This is a genomic window from Nonlabens sp. Ci31 (assembly GCF_012974865.1).
Classification (GTDB): domain Bacteria; phylum Bacteroidota; class Bacteroidia; order Flavobacteriales; family Flavobacteriaceae; genus Nonlabens.
The window spans coordinates 483014-504106 of record NZ_CP043633.1 but is presented as its reverse complement, the minus strand read 5'-3'; the positions used below and the strand labels follow the sequence as shown (position 1 = coordinate 504106).

Here is a 21093-nt window from a genome sequence, read left to right as displayed (position 1 = left end):
AATATGAACATTAAAGTATTTTTATCAGGTGGAATGAATGAATCAAACTGGCAACAAGAAGTTATAAACCTAGTTGGCAAAGATGGTTATGTTTATTTCAACCCGCGCGAGCATTTGTTATCAAAGTCAAATGAATATACTATGTGGGATTTATTCTATGTCAAAAATTGCGATGTCGTTTTTGCCTATATGGAAAAGGATAACCCATCAGGATTTGGTCTAACATTAGAAATTGGTTATGCAGCAGCAATGGGCAAACGAATAATTTTAGTTGATGAAAAATCTTCCTTTGATAATAAGTTTGAGCAAAAATTTAAAATAGTTCGAGAATCATCTTCAATTGTTTTTGATAATTTTTCAGCTGGTATAAACTTCTTAAAAAATCTTAGAAATGGTATTTCTACACTATAATATTAATGATATTGAATCTTCGTTAGATATATGGAAGTTTATACAAGATTTAGGCCCAACATTGGTCTCAATAATTGCTGTTTTGGCAACTTTATGGGTGACAAATAAAACTCTTAAATCGCAAACATCTCAAAATTTAATAGCATTAAATGCTCAAAAAGATTTTGAAGCACGACAAATTATTCAGCGAAAGTTAAATGAGTTTTACGGCCCACTTATTCAACAAAGAATAAAAAGCTCAAAACTTTACAAAAAGTTTAGTGCAAAATATCGAGCTAAGGATGAAAATTTTTCTACTCTATTACATCTCTTAACCAATAATCAATTTGCAGGCAATGATAAAATATTATTAGAGCAAATAATCAAATTGGGCGCAGATTCTGAGAGATTAATTCAAGAAAAATCGGGCTTAATTGATGATGTCGAACTCAGGCAAGAAATTATACCAAGAGCTACTACGCATTTCTTACTAATCAGATTGGCTTATAAAGGTGATTTGAAAGACAATACAGGTGAGTTCAAAGATTTAACATACCCAAAAGAACTAATTAGTAAACTAGAAGAGAGAAAAAGTCAGCTTGAAAGGGAATTAGAAAACCTAAACAAAAGGGAAGGATAACGACATTATGATTTTTAAAGAATTTACATATCTCGACAACAACTCCACCACTCCAATCGAACCAAGGGTGCTTGAAGCAATGTTGCCTTTTTTAAAGGACAACTTTGCCAATTCAAGTAGTACCCACTATTTTGGTCAAACAATAAACGAAAGCGTAAACCAAGCGCGCAAACAAATAGCAGATTTTATCAATGCAGAAAGTAAAGAACTGATTTTTACAAGTGGAGCAACAGAAGCCATCAATATTGCTATAAAAGGTGTTGCTGAAAGCTATTTTAGCAAAGGAAAACACATCATCACCGTTTCAACCGAACACAAAGCGGTTTTAGACACTTGCAAAGATTTAGAAAGAAAAGGTTTTGAAGTTACTTATTTGCCTGTTCAAAAAAACGGATTAATTGATTTGACGGAATTAGAACAAGCCATTAGACTAGATACAATTCTTGTTTCCGCGATGTATGTCAATAACGAAACGGGAGTCATTCAACCTATCAAAGAAATTTCATCGATTGCGCATGAAAAAGGTGCTTTGTTCATGACAGATGCAACACAAGCGGTTGGCAAAATTGGAATTAATGTCAGTGAACTTGGAATTGACTTGCTCTGTTTTACCGGTCATAAAATGTATGCTCCGAAAGGAATTGGCGCTTTGTATGTTAGGAATAAAATAAAGCTAACACCACAAACGCACGGTGGTGGACATGAACAAGGAGTGAGAAGTGGAACGCTTAATGTGCCTGGAATAATCGCTCTTGCCAAAGCTTGTGAAATTGCCAGTCAAGAAATGGAACAAAATCAAAAAACCATTTCTGATTTAAGAAATGAATTAGAGAACGAATTATTAAAGTTGCCGAATACTTCACTAAATTGCGATTCAGCAAAAAGAATTTATAACACCGCAAACATTTGTTTTAAAGGTCAGGATGCCAATGTTTTAATTGGGAGAATGAAAAATATTGCAGCTTCCAATGGTTCAGCTTGTTCATCGGCAGTTGTTGAACCTTCTCACGTTTTAAAGGCTATGGGTTTCAGTGATGATGATGCGTTTTCTTCATTGCGTTTTTCATTAGGGAAGTATAATACACTTGAAGACATTGAAATCGTGGTCAACAAAATAAAAGAACTCACTCAACCAAATTTTAAATATGCTTAAAGATTGCGATTGGTCATTGGATAGAGATTACAAAACAGGTTCAGAAAACGAACCTATGCAATTCTATTTGGATGGATTAGCCAATAGTACTGAGTTTAGTTTGTTGTTGGGTTATTTCAGTTCTTCGGCTATCAATTTGCTTTCTGTTGGCTTTGCCACTTTTATAAGCAAGGGCGGTAAAATGAAAATGGTAATCAACCATTTACTTTCATCAAAAGATAAAGAAACGTTATGGCGTGTTGAAGAGAACCCGAATGAAATACGTGTTTTTGATCTTACTGATGCTTCCGATCTGCAAAGAAATCTTGATGAGTATAACACTCATTTTTTTGAGTGTTTAGCGTATTTAATTTCACAAAAACGAATTGAGATTAAAGTAATTAAACCAAAGAACGGAAAGGGAATTGCACATTATAAATCAGGTGTTTTTGGTGATGGAGAAAATTTTGTTGGCTACAAGGCTTCTTGCAATTTTACTTATTATGGTCTATCTGAAAACATCGAAGAATTAGAAGCTTTTCTTAGTTGGGAAAATGGACGGTCTAATAAGCTAATCAAAAGGCAATTAAAACTCATAGACGACTATTTCACTGAAAAAGATGAAGATGTTGAGTATATTCCAGTAAGTGATATCGAAGTTGTTTTGAAAGATAGATTTGGCAAGAAGGACATTAATGAATTGCTTGTTCAGGAAGAACAGCTCCTAAGGAAGAAACAGAGTTTGATTTCAAATCCCAAGCTTAAACGAACAATCACAAAGCTTTTCAGTGAAATTGAGACAATAAGAACAACACCAAAATTTCCTTACTCAGAAGGCCCCAGAGAATATCAGGTTAATGCTTACAACAGTTGGGTTGCAAATGATTATAAAGGAATGTTTGCAATGGCAACTGGAACTGGCAAAACGATTACTTCGCTCAATTGCTTGCTGAATGAATACAAAAAAACGGGAATTTACAGAGCAATTATAACGGTTCCAACGACTGCGTTGGTGGAACAATGGAAAAAAGAATGTGCCAAGTTTAATTTTAAGAACGTCATTACTGTCAGTTCAAAAGAGATCTGGGATAAGAATCTTGCGTTTTTTAATACTGCTTCAAAACTGATTGACAATTCGTATATTGTCATCGTTACTTATGCTTCATTACCAAGGCCAAAGTTTCAAAGTTACTTCACTCAACTTCCAAAAGACACCATTTTAATTGCAGATGAAACACACAATTTGGGTTCACAAGGACTTTTAAAATTGCTACCAAACATACATCTGGAAAAGCGAATAGGGTTATCCGCAACACCGCATAGAAAATTTGATGAATTAGGCAATCAAGCAATTCAAGAGTTTTTTAATGATGAACCACCTTACATCGTTTCTTATTCAATGGAAGAAGCATTGAATATTGGATGGTTGTGTAAATACACCTATCATCCACATATAGTAAGGCTTACAGATCAAGAGATGGAGCAATATAGAAACATATCTCTCCAGCTGTTAAAAATGGGAATGTTTGATAGTGTAAGTGGGGATTTCAAAAGTTCACCACAAATCGAAATGAAACTGCTTGAAAGAAAAAGAATCATTCACAAAGCAGCTAATAAATTAGATGCTTTTAAGGATATTCTAAAAATTGAATTTGATAAAAGAAAGAACCTGAAATACACTTTGATATATGTTCCTGAGGGAATGGAATCAAATTATGATGAAATAGATTTTAGTATTGAAACAGATGATGAAAACAGATTGATTAACGAATATACAAAAGCGGTGAGCCATACAGATGATACTGTGATGGTGAAACAGTTCACTTCAAATTCTACCAACCGTGAAGAAATCTTGAAAAACTTTGAAGAAAGTAAAATTCACGTATTGACCTCTATGAAATGTTTGGATGAGGGCGTAGATGTGCCACGCTCCGAACTTGCAATTTTTTGTGCCAGTACCGGAAATCCAAGACAATTTATCCAAAGAAGAGGAAGAGTTTTGCGTTTGCATAAAGATAAAATCCACGCAACCATTCACGATTTAGTAGTAGTTCCAGAAATAGCAGACGAAAGCACCTTTGAAATGGAAAAGGGTTTAGTAAAGAAAGAGCTTGAACGAGTGGTTGACTTTGCAAATTTGGCAATGAACAAAACAGATACTTACGAAACGCTTAAAAATATTTTGGACTACTACGGTCTAAACCTTAACGACATATAAATCATTCTTATGGCAAGAAAAGACGATATACTCAAAAGTTTTTTAACCCACAGGCTACTTGAAAGCAAGTATGAGTTGAAAAGAGAAGAACTGCCTTCCACAGTTAGAGAAGCTCTTAATTCTGACAAACCAATAGTTAAGGCAATTGCTTTGATAATAGAAGGATTGGACGGCACTTCACCTGTTACTGACTCAGTATTGCGAAACCAAGTTACCCAATTTTTAAATGAGGCATTATGATAATCAAAAAAATACAAATAGATAACTACCTCTGTTATTTCGATACCAACACTTTTGAATTATCGGAAGGTTTAAACATTATCCTTGGTGAAAACGGTGAAGGCAAAACTAAGTTCTTTGAAGCAGTTGATTGGCTTTTCAATGGAGAGAATCGAGAATTAGAGATGCTAGTTTCAGCTAAAAAATTAAATGAAACAGAAATAGGAGATAGTTTTCGTGTAAGGGTTTCAATGACCGTTGAACAGTATGGTGAGAAAAGTATTATCACAAAATCTTTTCTTGCGAAGAAAGAAAAAGCTAATGAGTGTTCGACTTCAAGTTTTATGATTGAAGGCATATCTGAAAATAGTTCAGGTGAAAGAACGCAAGTTGATGGTACGGATCTTTTAAAACGAATATTCCCATCAGAAATTCTCAGATATTCAATGTTCAAGGGTGAAGCCGAACTCAGTATTTTTGAAAATGAGGATGCATTAGCAACTTTAGTAAGTAATTTTCCAGTTGTTATACGTTACGATAAATACTCAGAAAAAGGTAGCTTTCTTAGAGAAAAATCTGAAAAGGCGGTAGAGGATTCTTCTAAGCGAAATAAAAAGAATTTAGCAGATTACAATAGGATAGAAAGTGAAATAAGTCGTTTACAAAGAGAAAAAGATAAATATGAAGTCCATCATAATTCTACAATTGACGAAATCAGAAAAATTGAAGAACATTTACAGGATGCCGAAAAGAATGTTAGTAACGCAGATGCTTTAGATATCCTCAACAAACGGATTAGAGGAATCGAAGAAAAGATTTCAGACCTAAATGTTAACATTGATGAGAACTACACTACTTTCCTATTTGATGAAAATTGGATTTTAGTAAATTTTGAATTATTCCAAAAAGAGTTTGCAGATAAAGTATCTGCTCACAGCAAAACCCGAAGAGAACTTCAATCTAACTTTGACAAACAAAAAGGAGTAAAGGAAGGTGAAAAAAAGGCAAAAGCTGAATTGTTAAACAATGCAGTTCCGCTTCCTATAGGTGTGCCTTCAAAATCTCATATGGAAGAAATGCTCAATGATGAAATCTGCAAAGTTTGTAATCGTGAAGCAAAAAAAGGCTCTGAAGAATATGAGTTTATGATGAAAAGACTTAAATCGTATTTAGAAAGTCAAGTAATAGTAGATAATGAACCTGATAATGCTGAACCACTTTTCAAGTTTAATTATACAAATAGACTTGATAATTTGAGTATAAGCCATGAAGATAACTTGAAAAATCTAAGACTAATAAGAACTAAAATCAAGAATCTTTTTGAATATAATGAAGCACGTAAAAGTGATCTTGCAGAACTTAACGAACAACTAACAAATGAAAAAATAGAAAGAGAACAAATTGTGGGCAAATCAAGCATTGCAGAAGAAAAATTGATTGATGTACTAAAAAATTACAATGCTTGGCAAAGAGATCTAAAAAATCGAAATCAAGACCAAGTTGATTATGCGATGAAATTAAAACTTATTGAAAATGATTTACGAGAAAGGAAAGAGGATAAGGATAAAATTGACACAAATTCTGCTAATTCATTCGAGATTAAGACAAGAAATATTTTTCGTGATATTGAAACCATCTTTATAGACACCAAAAAGAAAAAGTTTGATGAATTCATTGATAAATTACAAAAAAAGTCAAACAGCTTTTTCAAAACAATCAACATTGACGCTTTCACTGGGACAATCGTTTTTACACAAAAAAATAAAGTTAATCGTACAATAGTTGAAGTTATGTTACAAGAGGATGGTAGGACTTTCTACAAACCAAATCAATCATTGTTAACCTCAATGCATATATCAATTCTATTTGCAATTTCTGAATTGGCATCAGAGATAAAAGAGGAAAACTTTCCTATGATTTTTGATGCTCCAACATCTTCATTTGGAGAAAATAAAACAGCCCAATTCTTAAATCTAATTTTCGAAACAGAGAATCAAAAAATTCTGCTCATCAAAGATTTTCTTCACACAGATAAAGCAACAAAAACACTTTCAATCAAAAAAGAATTTGAGAGTGTCAGAAGGAATAAAGCTTTTTGGGTTAAGTTAAAAAGACCTTTTGATCCAAACAACTTGAAAACCATTAACTCACAAGTAATCACATTATAAGATGAAGAATTTATTTGAAAAATGGAAGACTAGAATTCCAAAATATAGTGAGACACACAAAGACTTGTTTACTTCACTTTCACAAAAGTTTGGTGCAGAAGGCGAAAAGAAGATCAACCTTGGTAAACATTTCAGTACCAACTACGAACTATATACGTATGCTTTTTTCTTAGGGCTATACAATAATGAATTTACTCCAATCCCTGATGGAGCAAAGAAAACGGATTTTAGTCACCATATTCAACATTGGGGTAGCAAGACAACAATATCGACACGTAAGGACTTTACCAACTTACAGGAGAATATATTTATTGCACTTGTAGCAAAAACAGATATCAACTTGATTGATCTTGAGAAAGGAGAAGTTGAAGAAGATGAAGCTGTTAAATTGATTCTTAAAACTATGGAGTCCTACACTAATGGAGGTCTTATTCTGATTAAAGAAAAACTAGAAGAAAATCCTAACTACTTCCTTCAACCGACGTCATTTTTAAATATGATTTTAGAAACTAAAAAAGTATAGAAATTCCAACGCTCATAAGAACACAAAAGTAAACGTTTCCTCGCCTGAATAGGCATGGACAGAATTTTTTGCAGAGTAACCTGGGATACATTCAGGAGTGTTAGACACAGAAGCTGTATACATCTCAACTAGTTCAACTTGGTTCACGATCTATATGGCGGCAACTTCTTCCTAGAGGTAAAATACCTTTTCAAAGAAAGAGTATTTTTTTCGTTCTTGTAGACCATAATATAGCATGCCAGTTAAAAAAGTATGAATTCCATACGTTATGAGATTTAGAATTCTGGTTAAGAGGAGTGGTTTTTTCAAGATCTTCCATACTAAAGGCGGTACCAGAATCCATTAAAATACGGATTTGTTCACACAGATGAAAAACCACAGGGTACAAATTGAGAAAACACTACCGATAGCTATCGGCAGATGTTGAATTATTTCGATACTTCCGTTCGTTCTCCGTGCAACGAGAGCTCAGCACAATCAAGTGCGTAAAACCAATACCGGTTTTACCGATAGCGCTACACCTTTACCGAGCTCCTTTTGTAAGCTTCCCCTTAAACCGAACTGTTTAAAAGTAGAATAATTATCTTAATTTTAAACCATTATAATGTAATTATGACCCTTATACAGCATCTTGGAATTAAAACAGAAATAAATATAACTTAATATGAAACTTCTTTTCAAAGCTTTTTTATTAATTATTGCGTGTTCCTGTATGACCCATAGAAAGTCTCCTACAATTGTTTATCTTCCGAATTGGAGTTATGAATTTAATTATTCATATTACACCATTACGAGTGAAAATGAATATGATTTTGACCATAAATCACAGAATGAACCTCTAGTAAGAAAAGAACTTTCTCATGGTAAATTGGTGATGAAAGTTTTGGATGGAAAGATTAACGGCAACCAACAAACTATCCTTTATAATTATTACGATGATGAAAAAATTATAGACGAAGAAGCAACAGGATTGATTAAAAACAGCTCTCGCCTTTGGATTCATCCACCTCGTTCAGACATTTTTAAAGTTCTTGAATTTGCACCATTTCCGTATATAAACTTCGATAAAAATGAATGGAGTCAGGGAATTGTTCTTGATCCAGATGATTGGGACATTGATATTGAGCGTAAGAGCGTAATTTTAAATAATAAATATATAAAACGAGGAACTGAGTTTATAGAAACGTCATTTGGCAAATTGAATTGTGTTGTAATTGAGGCAGGGGGAAAAAGTAATTTAGGTTCAGCTAAATTGACTATTCATTACAATGACAAATATGGTTTTGTTTCTTTAAATTATGATTTAATTGATGGTTCCAAATTAGAAATGGAATTGAAAAAAGTGTTTAAATCTTAAAGTGGTTGCGTTTCCACACTATAAACAAGCAGACTTTAAAGACTGCGGTCCCACCTGCCTTAAAATCATTGCCAGACATTATAAGCAGTCCATAGATATACAGCGATTAAGAACGCTGTCTGAGACCATAAGAACAGGAAGTAACTTGCAAGGAGTCAGCAATGCTGCTGAGGTGATAGGATTCCGTTCTATGGGTGTAAAAGTCATTGCACAACAACTAGAAGAAGCACCATTGCCCTGTATCCTGCACTGGAACGGCAATCATTATGTGGTGTTGTATAAAGTAACCCAATCAAAAAGGTTTCTTCCCTTTGGGAAGACGGAAGATGGGAAAGGGAATATTACCTACCACATCTCTGACCCAGCACACGGCTTATTAAAATACAATCAAAGAGAATTTCTAGATCTTTGGATCGGCAAAGATGCGACCAATGAAACTGAAGAAGGTATTGCATTACTTCTAGAACCTACACCTGCTTTATACGACCAAGAAACTACTGGAGAAGAAAAAAAGGAATTTGGTTTTTCTATTCTTTCTCGTTATGTATTGAAGTACAAAAAGTATTTATGGCAGCTGGTTTTAGGGCTTATTGCAGCCAGTATGCTGCAATTAATTTTTCCCTTTCTTACCCAAAGTATCGTTGATATTGGGATCAAGAATCAAGATGTTCAGTTTATTCCACCTGTAAGTACATAATAACAAAGCCATTAAAACCCAAATAACCACTTAAAAAACAACGTTTTTTTATGAGCGAAAACACAAATCTGACGTTTTACACCTTTAGAAACCCGTAATTTATTACTAAAAGCTAGTAATAAATTACTTAAAACCTGTTGATTTGCTGTTTTAACCACGCGATTTGATTGTCTTTTTCCTGAAGTCGTGCCTCATATTGAGCGATAAGTTGCTTGGGTATTTGATTGATAATTCCTGTGCTGTTATCTTTAAATTCATTGCCCGATTGATTAAAAGTAATGCCGTTACTTTTCAATGCTTTTATAATATCTATTTCTAACAAATCGCCGAGTATAGCTAGTGATTGAATGCTAGGAGTGGTTTTGTCCATTTCATAATTGGCATAGGTTTTTTACGTAGTCTTGACATACTACAAAACTGATCAAAACAACAGTTTTTTAAGGGATTGCATAAAAGGGGTTGTAAACTCGTATAATTTTATCTATGTTTTTACCGTTATAACAAAGGCGGTTCCGAAAAGCCTTCAATGAGTAGGGATATATTTTAAATTAATAATTATGAAAAAATTCATTTTAAGTAAAACACAAATGTCTAGCCTTTTTGGAGGCGACCGAGTTATAAACACTCCAGGTAGGAATCGTCCACAAGAAAGCGGTTGTTCCACTCGAGTAGATGATGGTTTTAACGATGACAATAATGATGGTGTTCAACAATGTGACGAAAAAGAATTCAAAAGCGTAACCCTAGAATGTCCTACGAATTGTTAAGAAGTTCAAACTTTATTTTAAAAGGTAAATTTGTTTTGATAATTTACCTTTTTTTTATTGGTTGTGTAAAAGAAAATAAAGATTTAGATGTTAAAAACATCACTGAATTGCACCAATACACGGATGATGATCTTAATAAAATCACTGAGATCTATTTCAAGGATCAATTTTTAAGAAGGGCAACCTATGTTCTTGAAGAAATTGATAAAATTAAGGTGGTTTCTAAAACAGAAAAAAGAAATTATTATAATGACCTTGCTCAGATAAGAAGTGCAATTAATAAATGTTATCGAGTAAAACAAGATGGTGATAATATAATAGAATTACTTGAAATTATTAAAGATAAACCATATCCATCTGTAAAAGATTCTATTCTTGATGTACCTGTTTTTATAATTTTCATGCATACCCCAGATGAGTTAAAAACATCTGTTAGAAATTATATTACTGATCAATATAATAAAGGTAATCTGAAAAAATTTGAAAATGAAAAAATCATGTGGCATTTGAACGGTAGGGAATGGGACAGTTTTCCATCTGCTGAGGCTGGTATTAGATATTATACTGATAACCAGGTTTTTGAATATTTTGAAGATTTCAATAACTGTGACTAGTTTATGAAAAAGTTAGTACATGTTTTATTAATCTCAGAATCACATGATACAACTGCCAATAAATTAGCAAATGCTTTTTATAACAGTAATTTGATTTGCACTAGGATAAATATTAATGATTTTATCCAATTAAAAATAATCAATGGTAGATTAGAATGGTTAAATAGATTTTCTGTTGTTATTTTTAGAAGAGGTAATCTCAATTTTTACAATTCTAATAAAATATCTAAGGATTTTCAAAATTATTCAAGATTTGAGCATCATTCCATTCAGTTGTATATTGAGTCTATTTTAGCAACAAATACTTTAAAAATTGGAAGTTTTAAATCTGAATATCAAAACAATAAGTTAATCAATCTTAAAATGATTGAAAAAGCAGGTTTTCTGGTTCCTGATTACATAGTTACAAATCAAAAATCAGATTTAATATCTTTTATGGAGACATATAAAAAAGGTGTCATTACGAAAGATTTAAATAAACAAATTAATTTTGTAAGTAATAAAAATAAATATATCACTGCTGGAACTGTCGAAGTTTCCTTCGATGATTTATCCGAACTAGAAGAGACTTTTTTCCCGTCATTTTTTCAAAAAAAAATTGATAGTGCCTATGAAATACGAGGTGTCTTTATCCTAAATAAAACATTCAACGTAGCATTAATTTCGGATAATAAAGATATTATTGACGTTAGAGACAGAATGAATAATGTACGTTTCGCACCTTTAAATTTAGCAAAGGCCTTAGAGGAAAAAATGAAAACTTTAAGTAAGTTAATGGATCTTAATTTATTTTCGTATGATTTTATGGTGGATAAAAATGGAATTTTTTTTTTGATTGACATTAACCCTATGGGACAATTTGATTTAGTAATGGAATATAGCAATCATAGTATTGGTGATCATTTAATTGATCAAATAAACGTATTTAATAAAGGATTAAATGTTACATAATTCAATTAATTTTCTAAAATCATCAAAAACTCTCATCACAAAAAAGAATATTGATCATACAAATAAGCTGTTTTTAATAGAAAAAATTAACGGTTACCATAGAGTTACAAATCCAAAAGTACCTATTACCAAAATATGAGTCAAAAATTAATTTCATCATGTATATTAACTAATGGCTATGCTAGAAGTCTTATTCATAATTTAATAACCGGAGAAATATTTCAGATTTCAAAATCAACAAGTCAGTATTTAGATAATAATGATTATTTAATAAACCTCAAAGACATAAAATTGGACGATGATATTTATGAGGATTTGCAAACAATAGTGAATCTTGGTATGACAATGCCAAAATCACTCGATAGAGTTAGTTATAAATCTAGAATAAATTCCTTCAAAAAACATTCGTTAAATTTAGTTGTAGATTTGGATTCGCGTTCTTTAAACGTTGATTGGGTTAATCAAATTAAAGAACACCAAATAAATGAAGTTCAGTTAAGAATATATAATTTAAAGGATTAAAAGTATTTGATTTATATTTTAAAACAATTATGTGAATCTGATAACTTCGTCACTTGTATTCAAATATTGCTCAACTATTCTTTATATAAGAAGTTAGAAAAGAGCGGCATTTTCAAAGCTTGTAATAAATTACATTCATTAATAATATATGAGGTTTCAAAAGATAATTTATCTGATACTTTAGATGAAGATCATTTTCAAAAGGTCATGTTACCATATTCTTTAAAATTTGCCAAACAATGCGGTAAGATTGAAACATCATATTTTGTTAGTAACATGGAATCATTTTTTGTTTCTAAAACTTGTAATTCTTGTTTAACAGGCAAAATCTCCATAGACACCAGCGGCGACATAAAAAACTGCCCATCCATGCCAGAAAGCTATGGAAATATTAAAGACACTACACTAGAAGAAGCCATCAATAAACCAGATTTTAAAAAGTACTGGAATGTAACAAAGGATCAAATAGACATCTGTAAAGATTGTGAGTTCAGATATGTATGTACAGATTGCCGTGCTTATACAGAACGCACCACTTTTAAGGAAGATATAGACTTATCCAAACCACTAAAATGTGGTTATAATCCTTATACCAATGAATGGGCAGAGTGGAGTACCAATCCTTTAAAAGAAAAAGCCATCGAATATTACGGCATGCAGGAATTAGTTAAAAAAGATAATGCCTAAATTCCCACACTATAAACAAGCTGAGTTTAAAGACTGTGGTCCTACATGTCTTAAGATTATTGTTAGACACTACAAGCAAACTATAGATATACAGCAGTTAAGAACACTTTCTGAAACTATAAGAACAGGTAGTAATCTTCAAGGAGTCAGCAATGCTGCTGAGGTGATCGGATTCCGTTCTCTAGGAGTTAAAGTCAATGCACAACAACTGGAAGAAGCACCATTGCCCTGTATCCTGCACTGGAATGGCAATCATTATGTGGTGCTTTATAAAGTAACCCAATCAAAAAGGTTTCTTCCCTTTGGGAAGACGGAATGTAGGCTTCCCTAAAAATAGGACAGTTATAAATTCGAATTTACTAACTTTAAATTCAAACTGTCACAATGAGAAACAGCAAATTTAACGAGAGTCAAATTATCAAGGCCCTCAAGGAAAATCAACAAGGTAGAACCGTAGGCGATATATCAAGAGAATTGGGTATCGACAAGAGCACCTTTTATTACTGGCGTAAGAAATACGGTGGTATGGAACAGCAAGAGCTTAAGCGTCTAAAAGAACTTGAAACAGAGAATAACAAGCTCAAACAGATGTATGCGGATGTTAGTTTAGACAATAAAATGCTAAAAGATATATTGTCAAAAAAGTTCTAAAGCCTTCCGACAAGCGAGTTCGTGTCAAATACCTTGTTAAAGAGTTCACCGTATCTATTTTACGTGCCTGTAAGGTTGTAGGTTTAAGTAGGTCAATGTGGTGCTATCAGAGCAAGAAAGATGACAGTGAAGTGATTGATAAGCTCACAGAACTTGCAGAATCTTATCCCACTAGAGGTTTTGATGAGTATTACCACAAAATCCGTCGTGAAGGCTTAAAATGGAACAGGAAACGTGTATTACGTGTTTATCGCGAGATGAAACTTAGTTTGAGACGCAAGCATAAAAAACGTTTGGTTAAACGTGTGAAACAACCTTTAGAAGTGCCTGCTGTACTCAATGAGTGCTGGAGTATGGATTTTATGAGTGATGCTCTTACTGATGGCAGAAAGCTTAGAGTATTTAATGTTATAGACGACTGTAATCGAGAAGCCTTAGCTATTCAAGCGGGATTATCATATCCAGCAAGAGCTGTTGTAGAAACGCTTGAATGCTTGAAAGAGGAAATAGGAACACCTAAGTATGTAAGGTGTGATAATGGGCCAGAATTTATATCTAAAACCTTTATGAATTGGTGTAAAAAGAACTTTATAGAAATTAAATATACACAACCTGGAAAACCAATGCAAAATGGATATATAGAACGTTTTAATCGTTTTTTTAGAGAAGATATACTAGACGCTTATTACTTCAATGACACATATCAATTACAAAAGATTAGCGATAACTGGAGAGAAGACTATAATTTTAACCATCCGCATAAATCACTAGGAAACAAATCCCCTAAGGAATATATGCCCAGATTTGATGAAGAATTTAAATTCTTCATCAAATCTGACCTAAATAATAATTATTTATCGAACTTTAGGGTGTCCTAAAAAGGGGAAGCCTACAGGAAGATGGGAAAGGGAATATTACCTACCACATCTCTGACCCAGCACACGGCTTATTAAAATACAATCAAAGAGAATTTCTTGATCATTGGATAGGAAAAGATGCGACCCATAAAACTGAAGAAGGTATTGCATTACTTCTAGAACCCACACCTGCTTTATACGACCAAGAAACTACTGAAGAAGAAAAAAAGGAATTTGGTTTTTCTATTCTTTCTAGATATGTATTGAAGTACAAAAAGTATTTGTGGCAATTGGTGTTAGGACTTATTGCAGCCAGTATGCTGCAATTAATTTTTCCTTTTCTTACACAAAGTATTGTAGATATAGGGATTAAGAATCAAGATGTTCAGTTTATTTATTTAGTGCTTTTTGCTCAACTGGCCTTGTTTGCAGGTCGTACGGCTATTCAAGTAGTGCGAAGTTGGATTTTATTGCATTTGAGTACGCGCATCAATATCTCGCTGGTATCTGATTTTTTTATCAAGTTGATGAAATTGCCTATTGCTTTTTTTGATTCTCGAGTAACAGGAGATATTTTACAACGCATCAATGACCACAGGCGCATTGAGCGCATTCTTACCACCTCTTCCCTAGATGTGCTGTTTTCTATGGTGAATCTGGTCATATTTTCTGGTGTACTCTTGTATTATAATGTCAGTATTTTTGGAGTTTTTGCGTTGGGTAGTTTTCTGTATTTTTTATGGATTGTTATTTTTCTTAAAAAACGTAAAGACCTCGATTACAAACGCTTTGCTCAGGTAAGCCAGGAGCAAAGTAAGGTTATAGAAATCATCAATGGCATGCAGGATATCAAACTCCACAATGCCGAGAAACGCAAACGCTGGAACTGGGAATTTACACAGGCTAGATTGTATAAAGTAGCTGTGGAAGGTCTTGCCCTAGAACAATACCAGTCGGTAGGTTCTGGTTTTATCAATGAATTGAAAAATATTATTATCTCGGTATTATCGGCTACCTTAGTGATCTCGGGAGATATTACCTTGGGGATGATGCTGGCGATAAGTTATATAGTAGGCCAACTCAACGCACCTATAGGACAGTTGATTGGTTTTATAAAGGAGTGGCAAGATGCTAAAATCTCTTTAGAGCGATTGGGTGAAATCCATAACAAAGAAGATGAAGAATCTGACCCAACCCAAAAAATAAGCGATTACTCCACAGAGGAGGATATTACATTAGAAAATGTATCCTATAGATATGTGGGAAGTGAGCAGCTGGTCTTAGAAGAATTGAATTTAACCATTCCGGCTCATAAAATAACCGCTGTGGTAGGAGTGAGTGGTAGCGGTAAAACTACGTTAATGAAAATGCTCCTTAAATTCTACGATCCTATAGAAGGAACGATTAAAGTAGGGCAGCACCATCTTAAAAACATATCCCAAAGCGCCTGGCGAGACAGCTGTGGTGTCGTTATGCAAGAAGGGTATATTTTTAATGACAGCATCGCTCACAACATAGCCGTAGGAGATGATTACATCGACAAGAAAAAACTAGCTCATGCGATAGATGTGGCAAATATTAGGGATTATATAGAGTCACTACCCCTTTCTTACAATACCCAAATAGGGATGGAAGGAATAGGACTCAGCACCGGACAAAAGCAACGTTTATTAATCGCTAGAGCGGTGTATAAAAACCCTGATTTTCTGTTTTTTGATGAAGCCACCAGCGCATTGGATGCCAATAATGAAAAGGTCATCATGGACAAGCTCAACACCTTTTTCAAGAATAAAACAGTGATGGTCATCGCTCACCGACTCAGTACCGTAAAAAATGCAGATCAGATCGTGGTACTCGATCAAGGCAAGATCGTAGAACAAGGAACTCATGAAAGTTTGATTGCTGCAAAAGGGAATTATTTTGATTTGGTTAAGAATCAGTTGGAGTTGGGGAATTAGAGAAAAGGGAATGAGGGATGAGGAAGGTGGAAGGTGTAATGAGCTGTGAGCTTTGAGGGATGAGGAATATGGAAATAGGATTCAAGAAAGAATAGTCAAGATTCAAGACAAAAGACTGGCTTGTTACCGCTGCGAGCTAAGGTTGCTGACTTATGACGTAGGACTAACTATTGTTTGAAAGGATCTAAGAAGCAGAAATATGTAAAGTAAGAATTCCCTTCCCTTGGGGAAGGGCTAGGGATGGGTTTTTTACCGCTGCGCGCCAACGTTGCTGACTTATGACGTAGGACTAACTATTGCTTGAAAGGATCTAAGAAGCTAGAAATATGTAAAGTAAGAATTGCCTTCCCTTTGGGAAGGGCTAGGGATGGGTTTTTTACCGCGGTGCGATAAGGTTGCTGACTTAGGATGTAAGACTTTTGGAGGTATAAAATTGATATTTCGAAAGCTAGAAATGGCACCCTTCAGGGTTTGGGAAAAGGTTTCGGATGGAGTTTTGGTTTCCGTTCCCCAACCCTAAAGGGTGCGGAAACACAAGCTTTATTCGTTTGCAGAAACCTCACCCTTCAGGGTTTGGGAAAAGGTTTCGGATGGAGTTTTGGTTTCCGTTCCCCAACCCTAAAGGGTGCGGAAACACAAGCTTTATTCGTTTGCAGAAACCTCACCCTTCAGGGTTGGGGAAAAGGTTTCGGATTGAGAATATGGATTATAGATTATAGAAATAGGATTCATGAGTTTCAGATCTCGAAAAGGCAACAATAGCGAGCATTGAGGTTTTCTCTAAATGCGATTCAAAATTATCGAGATAGAAGGTAGCGAAGCCGTCCTGCGACGGCTTGACAAATAAATGCTTGGTTGATTGGTAGCGTTGCCACATAAGACTTATTAAAAATTGAACATTTAAAATTAATAATAGAGAATAATAAAAAAGATTTCCGCCTTTGCAGAAAATAGTATGCCAGACCAATTAGAAGACATAGAATTGCGCAGTGAAGAAGTACAAGAAATTCTCACTAAAGTACCTAGTAGCATCATTAGGTATGGGAATACCTTGTTTTTAATCGTGATCCTGTTGCTTTTATTCATCTCGTGGTTTGTAAAATATCCAGATATTATTGTGTCACAAGGGATTATTACTACCGCAGTGCCACCTCAAAAAGAATACAGCAAGATCACCACTAGCATTCAGCATTTGTTGGTTCAAAATGATCAAAAAGTACAATCAGGTACTATTCTCGCTGTACTTCAAAATGCCGCAAATTACAAAGATGTGCTGTTGCTGGAGCAGGTTCTCGATACGATCACTTATGACAAAAAGAATTTTCAATTTCCTTTGGACAGTTTGCCCATTCTTTTTTTAGGAGATCTGGAAGCGCCATTTGCTGTTTTTGAAAATGCTTATATCCAGTACCAGCTCAATAAGGACTTGCAACCCTTTGACAACGATGCCTTAGCAAATCGATCTACTAGAATTCAGTTACAGGCTCAGTTGAGGAATATGCTTTCGCGAAAGCGGATACAACAAACAGAATTAGACTTTAAAAAGAAAGAGCTCGATCGCCATAAAGTACTTTTTGAAAAAGGAGTGATTGCAGCGCAAGAATATGAATTAAAACAACTGGAATATGCTCAAAATGCGCGTGCTTATCAAAGTATAGATGCGAGCATTTCTCAGTTAAGAAATCAGTTGAGCAATACTTCCAGCTCGCTAGAAGGTATTAAAATAAGCCGTACTAAAGAAGATTTGCAATTGTATAAAGCGGTCATACAGTCTTTTATCCAACTCAAAAAAGCAGTTCACGATTATGAGTAATTGTATATTTTAAGAGCCACAATGAATGGGCTTTTGGGTTTTACGCAATACTGGCAAGAAGACCAGCAAGTGCAGCAAGGCGATTTGCTATTTACGGTATTTCCAGAAAATTACGAGGCCTACATTGCTGCCTTAAAAACTCCCATGTTAAATTCTGGCAAATTAAGAGCTGGACAAAAAACCTATCTCAAATTACAAAACTTTCCAGAAACAGAATTTGGCGTTTTAGAAGGAAAAGTAACGACCATATCCCAAGTTCCAGACAAGGATGGTTTTTATTATGTTCAAATAGCACTTTCAGACACCTTAATGACCTCTTATAAAAAAGAACTAAAACTCCAACAAGAAACCAGCGTCATCGCCGAAACAGTAACCGAAGACTTGCGACTCATAGAGCGATTCTTTTATCAGTTTAAGGATATTTTTTCTAGGTCTTAAAATGGAAGAAGCTGGTTTTAAGAGGGGAGATCTGTACCTATAGATTTTTACTCGGTAGGGAAAAAAAGGGCAGTTGGAGCAGGTGCGATGCGGTTTACTAAACTCTTAAAAATTTAGATAACTATCGAGACTGCTGGAATCTTCTATAGGTCTTTTCTTGCTCCATGAGTGGTTCACATCAAGTAAGAAATCTTGTATCAACCTCATATGCTTTGCCTTACAAAAGGCGCAAATCAATTATTCATTGGAATAGTGTATTTTTAATTAAATAATTTAAAGACTATTATTATGAAAACGAAGCTTCTAGGATGCTGCTTAATGGTACTACTGTTTTCTTGTAAAGAAGACCAAACAGACAAAGCGGTAGTCGATCGAGAAATGGTGCAATATACGATTGAACAATTCATGGATAACGAAGCTGTAGGTGGTGGAAGTTTTTCAACAGATAACAGTAGTTTACTTATTTCTAGTAACCGTTCTGGAATCAATAATGTGTATACTATTCCTGTTAAAGGAGGAGAAATGACTGCGATTACATCTTCAGACAGCACATCAATTAGGGCAGAATCTTATTTTCCAAATGACCATAGAATGCTATTGAGTGCCGATGGTAATGGTGACGAAATAGACCATTTATTTGTAAGAGATATAGAGGGTAACATAACAGATATTACCCCAGAGAAAGGTGCGAAATCCAATTTTTATGGCTGGTCAAAAGACGACCAATATTTATATTTTGGCTCTAACAAAAGAAATCCGAGATATTTTGATGTATATAAAATGTCAATTGATGACTTCTCTTCTGAAATGATTTATCAAGATGATAGCGGACTCAATTTTTCAGGAATGTCTAGTGATGAAAATTATTTTGCACTAACTAAATCCTTAAATACCAATGATAGCGATTTGTTTCTTTATGACGTAAAGACTAAAGAAATGATTAAAATTAATTCAAATCAAAGTAAGAACTCGTCTCAAGATTTCTCTAATGACAATTCTAAATTCTATTATACAACAGATGATGGTGGGGAGTTTTCCTATTTAATGTCTTATAATTTAGCTTCTCAAGAAAAGAAAAAAGTGCTAGAAAAATCTTGGGATATTGCAGGTAGTGGTTTTACTTCTGAAGGAACCTATATGGTTGTTTATGTAAATGAGGATGGTAAAAATGCCATTGAAGTTTTAGATACTAAAACGATGAAACCTATTGATTTGCCAGATTATGAGGATAAGAGTATCACCAGCGTTGGTTTTAGCGATGATGAAAAATGGATGCGTATGTATGTGGGTGGTTCTAATGCACCATCAGACTTATATACTTATAATATGGAAACTAAAGAGCAGTATAAATTAACTGATGTTCTTAATGACGCTATAGATGTTGAAGATTTAGTGACCGCCAAAGTGATTCGTTTTAAATCCTTTGATGGCGTGGAGATTCCTGCTATTTATTACTTGCCACTTCAAGCCTCTGCAGAAAACAAAGTGCCGGCAATGGTATGGGTTCATGGGGGTCCTGGTGGACAAACCCGTCAAGGGTTTAGTTCGCTTATTCAATATATGGTCAATCATGGTTATGCCGTTTTAGCGGTTAATAATCGTGGTAGTAGTGGTTATGGAAAAACATTTTATCAAATGGATGACCTTAATCACGGTGAAAAAGATTTACAAGATTGTGTAGAAGGTAAAAATTGGTTGGCTTCACAAATAGAAATTGATGGTGAGAAAATAGGCATTATAGGTGGTTCTTATGGTGGATACATGACTATGGCAGCATTAACTTACACTCCAGAAGAGTTTGATGTAGGTGTCAACCTTTTTGGTGTTACGAACTGGATAAGAACTTTAAAGAGCATTCCTCCTTATTGGGAGTCCCAAAGAAAATCTCTTTACCTAGAATTGGGAGATCCTTTTTCGGCAGATTCTGTTAGATTAAAACGCATATCTCCTTTATTTCATACCGATAAAGTAACTAAACCATTAATTGTGTTGCAAGGTTCGCAAGATCCAAGAGTCTTACAAGTAGAGAGTGATGAGATTGTTGCTGGAGTTAGAAAAAATGGTGTTCCAGTAGAATATGTCTTGTTCGAAGATGAAGGTCATGGTTTTGTTAAAAAGGAAAATCAAATAGAATCCTATAGCAGAATCCTAAAGTTTTTAGATACCTATCTTAAAAAGGAAAATGAGCCAATTGATGGTGCTCCAAAAAGCACTGAAATGGAAGGTCTATAAAAATAACAACTGATTTGTATAAAATAGAACAGCCCTAAATGTTTCCTTTACTAAGTGTGGGAAATAAACTTAAGACATGTATAGCATATAGCTTGTAAAGGGTATTGCAAAACTTTCTGTTTATCAGAATAGTTAGCGTCTTTTTAAAGGCCATGTGTTCTATGTAATACCTCTATGATTCTAGTCAAGCCTATGAAAAAAATGATCATCTTATTTTTATTGATTTTCATTACCGCTAGTTGCGGAACAAAAAAAACAG

General features: G+C 34.1%; 22 protein-coding genes. 21 read left to right on the top strand and 1 reads right to left on the bottom strand.

Translation table 11 applies throughout. From position 1 onward, the window contains the following. The first annotated feature begins 3 nt into the window (after positions 1-3). The 9 genes from F0365_RS02305 (at position 4) to F0365_RS02265 (ending at position 9344) form a co-directional block, all read left to right on the top strand. Positions 4-411: a nucleoside 2-deoxyribosyltransferase domain-containing protein gene (locus F0365_RS02305; protein WP_169932167.1), complete on the top strand. Its 408-nt coding sequence runs from the start codon at positions 4-6 to the stop codon at positions 409-411. After that, entirely contained in the window at positions 392-1030 is a 639-nt protein-coding gene (locus F0365_RS02300; protein ID WP_169932166.1) for a hypothetical protein, read from the top strand. Before F0365_RS02305 ends, F0365_RS02300 begins: the two co-directional genes overlap by 20 nt. A gap of 7 nt (positions 1031-1037) precedes the next feature. Further along, positions 1038-2183 carry a cysteine desulfurase family protein gene (locus F0365_RS02295; RefSeq protein ID WP_169932165.1) on the top strand — a complete coding sequence of 382 codons (1146 nt, stop codon included), beginning with the start codon at positions 1038-1040 and terminating at the stop codon, positions 2181-2183. Then, positions 2176-4380: a DEAD/DEAH box helicase family protein gene (locus tag F0365_RS02290; RefSeq protein WP_169932164.1), complete on the top strand. Its 2205-nt coding sequence runs from the start codon at positions 2176-2178 to the stop codon at positions 4378-4380. The genes F0365_RS02295 and F0365_RS02290 overlap by 8 nt, the downstream gene beginning before the upstream one ends. A gap of 9 nt (positions 4381-4389) precedes the next feature. Then, positions 4390-4620, top strand: coding sequence for a hypothetical protein (locus F0365_RS02285; protein WP_169932163.1), 231 nt, complete (start codon positions 4390-4392; stop codon positions 4618-4620). Then, positions 4617-6767 carry an AAA family ATPase gene (locus F0365_RS02280; protein ID WP_169932162.1) on the top strand — a complete coding sequence of 717 codons (2151 nt, stop codon included), beginning with the start codon at positions 4617-4619 and terminating at the stop codon, positions 6765-6767. The genes F0365_RS02285 and F0365_RS02280 overlap by 4 nt, the downstream gene beginning before the upstream one ends. A 1-nt stretch (position 6768) precedes the next feature. Continuing rightward, complete coding sequence (locus tag F0365_RS02275; RefSeq protein WP_169932161.1) at positions 6769-7290, top strand: hypothetical protein; 522 nt, start codon at positions 6769-6771, stop codon at positions 7288-7290. Between the two features lie 664 nt (positions 7291-7954). Beyond that, positions 7955-8647 carry a hypothetical protein gene (locus F0365_RS02270; protein ID WP_169932160.1) on the top strand — a complete coding sequence of 231 codons (693 nt, stop codon included), beginning with the start codon at positions 7955-7957 and terminating at the stop codon, positions 8645-8647. A gap of 1 nt (position 8648) precedes the next feature. Continuing rightward, complete coding sequence (locus F0365_RS02265; RefSeq protein WP_169932159.1) at positions 8649-9344, top strand: cysteine peptidase family C39 domain-containing protein; 696 nt, start codon at positions 8649-8651, stop codon at positions 9342-9344. A gap of 127 nt (positions 9345-9471) precedes the next feature. Here the strand turns inward: F0365_RS02265 and F0365_RS02260 are convergent, their stop codons facing one another. Then, complete coding sequence (locus F0365_RS02260) at positions 9472-9714, bottom strand: hypothetical protein (protein WP_169932158.1); 243 nt, start codon at positions 9712-9714, stop codon at positions 9472-9474. 187 nt (positions 9715-9901) lie between these two features. Here F0365_RS02260 and F0365_RS02255 point away from each other — a divergent pair, with 187 nt between their 5' ends. The 12 genes from F0365_RS02255 to F0365_RS02205 all read left to right on the top strand — a co-directional run bounded on the left by F0365_RS02255 (position 9902) and on the right by F0365_RS02205 (position 20834). Further along, on the top strand, positions 9902-10111 hold the full coding sequence (locus F0365_RS02255; protein WP_169932157.1) for a hypothetical protein: 210 nt from the start codon (positions 9902-9904) through the stop codon (positions 10109-10111). Then, positions 10093-10725, top strand: a complete 633-nt coding sequence (locus F0365_RS02250) for a hypothetical protein (RefSeq protein WP_169932156.1) — start codon at positions 10093-10095, stop codon at positions 10723-10725. The genes F0365_RS02255 and F0365_RS02250 overlap by 19 nt, the downstream gene beginning before the upstream one ends. A gap of 3 nt (positions 10726-10728) precedes the next feature. After that, complete coding sequence (locus F0365_RS02245) at positions 10729-11676, top strand: hypothetical protein (RefSeq protein WP_169932155.1); 948 nt, start codon at positions 10729-10731, stop codon at positions 11674-11676. Between the two features lie 135 nt (positions 11677-11811). Continuing rightward, the gene (locus tag F0365_RS02240) at positions 11812-12198 is read left to right on the top strand and encodes a hypothetical protein (protein WP_169932154.1); all 387 of its coding nucleotides are present in this window, start codon (positions 11812-11814) and stop codon (positions 12196-12198) included. Between the two features lie 6 nt (positions 12199-12204). Beyond that, positions 12205-12885, top strand: a complete 681-nt coding sequence (gene gwsS / locus F0365_RS02235) for a grasp-with-spasm system SPASM domain peptide maturase (RefSeq protein ID WP_169932153.1) — start codon at positions 12205-12207, stop codon at positions 12883-12885. Next, positions 12878-13216, top strand: a complete 339-nt coding sequence (locus F0365_RS02230) for a cysteine peptidase family C39 domain-containing protein (RefSeq protein WP_169932152.1) — start codon at positions 12878-12880, stop codon at positions 13214-13216. Before gwsS ends, F0365_RS02230 begins: the two co-directional genes overlap by 8 nt. Positions 13217-13269: 53 nt before the next feature. After that, positions 13270-13536, top strand: coding sequence for a transposase (locus F0365_RS02225; protein ID WP_169932151.1), 267 nt, complete (start codon positions 13270-13272; stop codon positions 13534-13536). Further along, positions 13518-14414, top strand: coding sequence for an IS3 family transposase (locus tag F0365_RS02220; RefSeq protein ID WP_169934729.1), 897 nt, complete (start codon positions 13518-13520; stop codon positions 14412-14414). Before F0365_RS02225 ends, F0365_RS02220 begins: the two co-directional genes overlap by 19 nt. Positions 14415-14449: 35 nt before the next feature. Further along, positions 14450-16351 (top strand): peptidase domain-containing ABC transporter, encoded by a 1902-nt coding sequence (locus F0365_RS02215; protein WP_169934728.1) that lies wholly within the window; start codon positions 14450-14452, stop codon positions 16349-16351. Between the two features lie 955 nt (positions 16352-17306). Next, a complete protein-coding gene (locus tag F0365_RS02210; protein ID WP_240961831.1) occupies positions 17307-18164 on the top strand; it encodes a hypothetical protein in 858 nt (285 codons plus the stop codon). A gap of 21 nt (positions 18165-18185) precedes the next feature. Then, on the top strand, positions 18186-18602 hold the full coding sequence (locus tag F0365_RS16495) for an HlyD family secretion protein (protein ID WP_240961830.1): 417 nt from the start codon (positions 18186-18188) through the stop codon (positions 18600-18602). A gap of 288 nt (positions 18603-18890) precedes the next feature. Then, entirely contained in the window at positions 18891-20834 is a 1944-nt protein-coding gene (locus F0365_RS02205; protein WP_169932150.1) for a S9 family peptidase, read from the top strand. Positions 20835-21093: the final 259 nt, after the last annotated feature.

Excerpts from the sequence above, each read along its gene's own strand:
- F0365_RS02285 (WP_169932163.1), top strand. The coding sequence starts at position 4,390 with ATGGCAAGAAAAGACGATATACTCAAAAGTTTTTTAACCCACAGGCTA.
- F0365_RS02275 (WP_169932161.1), top strand. The coding sequence starts at position 6,769 with ATGAAGAATTTATTTGAAAAATGGAAGACTAGAATTCCAAAATATAGT.
- F0365_RS02295 (WP_169932165.1), top strand. The coding sequence starts at position 1,038 with ATGATTTTTAAAGAATTTACATATCTCGACAACAACTCCACCACTCCA.
- F0365_RS02270 (WP_169932160.1), top strand. The coding sequence starts at position 7,955 with ATGAAACTTCTTTTCAAAGCTTTTTTATTAATTATTGCGTGTTCCTGT.
- F0365_RS02205 (WP_169932150.1), top strand. The coding sequence starts at position 18,891 with ATGAAAACGAAGCTTCTAGGATGCTGCTTAATGGTACTACTGTTTTCT.
- F0365_RS02255 (WP_169932157.1), top strand. The coding sequence starts at position 9,902 with ATGAAAAAATTCATTTTAAGTAAAACACAAATGTCTAGCCTTTTTGGA.
- F0365_RS02260 (WP_169932158.1), bottom strand. The coding sequence starts at position 9,714 with ATGGACAAAACCACTCCTAGCATTCAATCACTAGCTATACTCGGCGAT.
- F0365_RS02305 (WP_169932167.1), top strand. The coding sequence starts at position 4 with ATGAACATTAAAGTATTTTTATCAGGTGGAATGAATGAATCAAACTGG.
- F0365_RS02290 (WP_169932164.1), top strand. The coding sequence starts at position 2,176 with ATGCTTAAAGATTGCGATTGGTCATTGGATAGAGATTACAAAACAGGT.
- F0365_RS02210 (WP_240961831.1), top strand. The coding sequence starts at position 17,307 with ATGCCAGACCAATTAGAAGACATAGAATTGCGCAGTGAAGAAGTACAA.
- F0365_RS02300 (WP_169932166.1), top strand. The coding sequence starts at position 392 with ATGGTATTTCTACACTATAATATTAATGATATTGAATCTTCGTTAGAT.
- F0365_RS02240 (WP_169932154.1), top strand. The coding sequence starts at position 11,812 with ATGAGTCAAAAATTAATTTCATCATGTATATTAACTAATGGCTATGCT.
- F0365_RS02245 (WP_169932155.1), top strand. The coding sequence starts at position 10,729 with ATGAAAAAGTTAGTACATGTTTTATTAATCTCAGAATCACATGATACA.
- F0365_RS02225 (WP_169932151.1), top strand. The coding sequence starts at position 13,270 with ATGAGAAACAGCAAATTTAACGAGAGTCAAATTATCAAGGCCCTCAAG.
- F0365_RS02250 (WP_169932156.1), top strand. The coding sequence starts at position 10,093 with ATGTCCTACGAATTGTTAAGAAGTTCAAACTTTATTTTAAAAGGTAAA.
- F0365_RS02230 (WP_169932152.1), top strand. The coding sequence starts at position 12,878 with ATGCCTAAATTCCCACACTATAAACAAGCTGAGTTTAAAGACTGTGGT.
- F0365_RS16495 (WP_240961830.1), top strand. The coding sequence starts at position 18,186 with ATGAATGGGCTTTTGGGTTTTACGCAATACTGGCAAGAAGACCAGCAA.
- F0365_RS02280 (WP_169932162.1), top strand. The coding sequence starts at position 4,617 with ATGATAATCAAAAAAATACAAATAGATAACTACCTCTGTTATTTCGAT.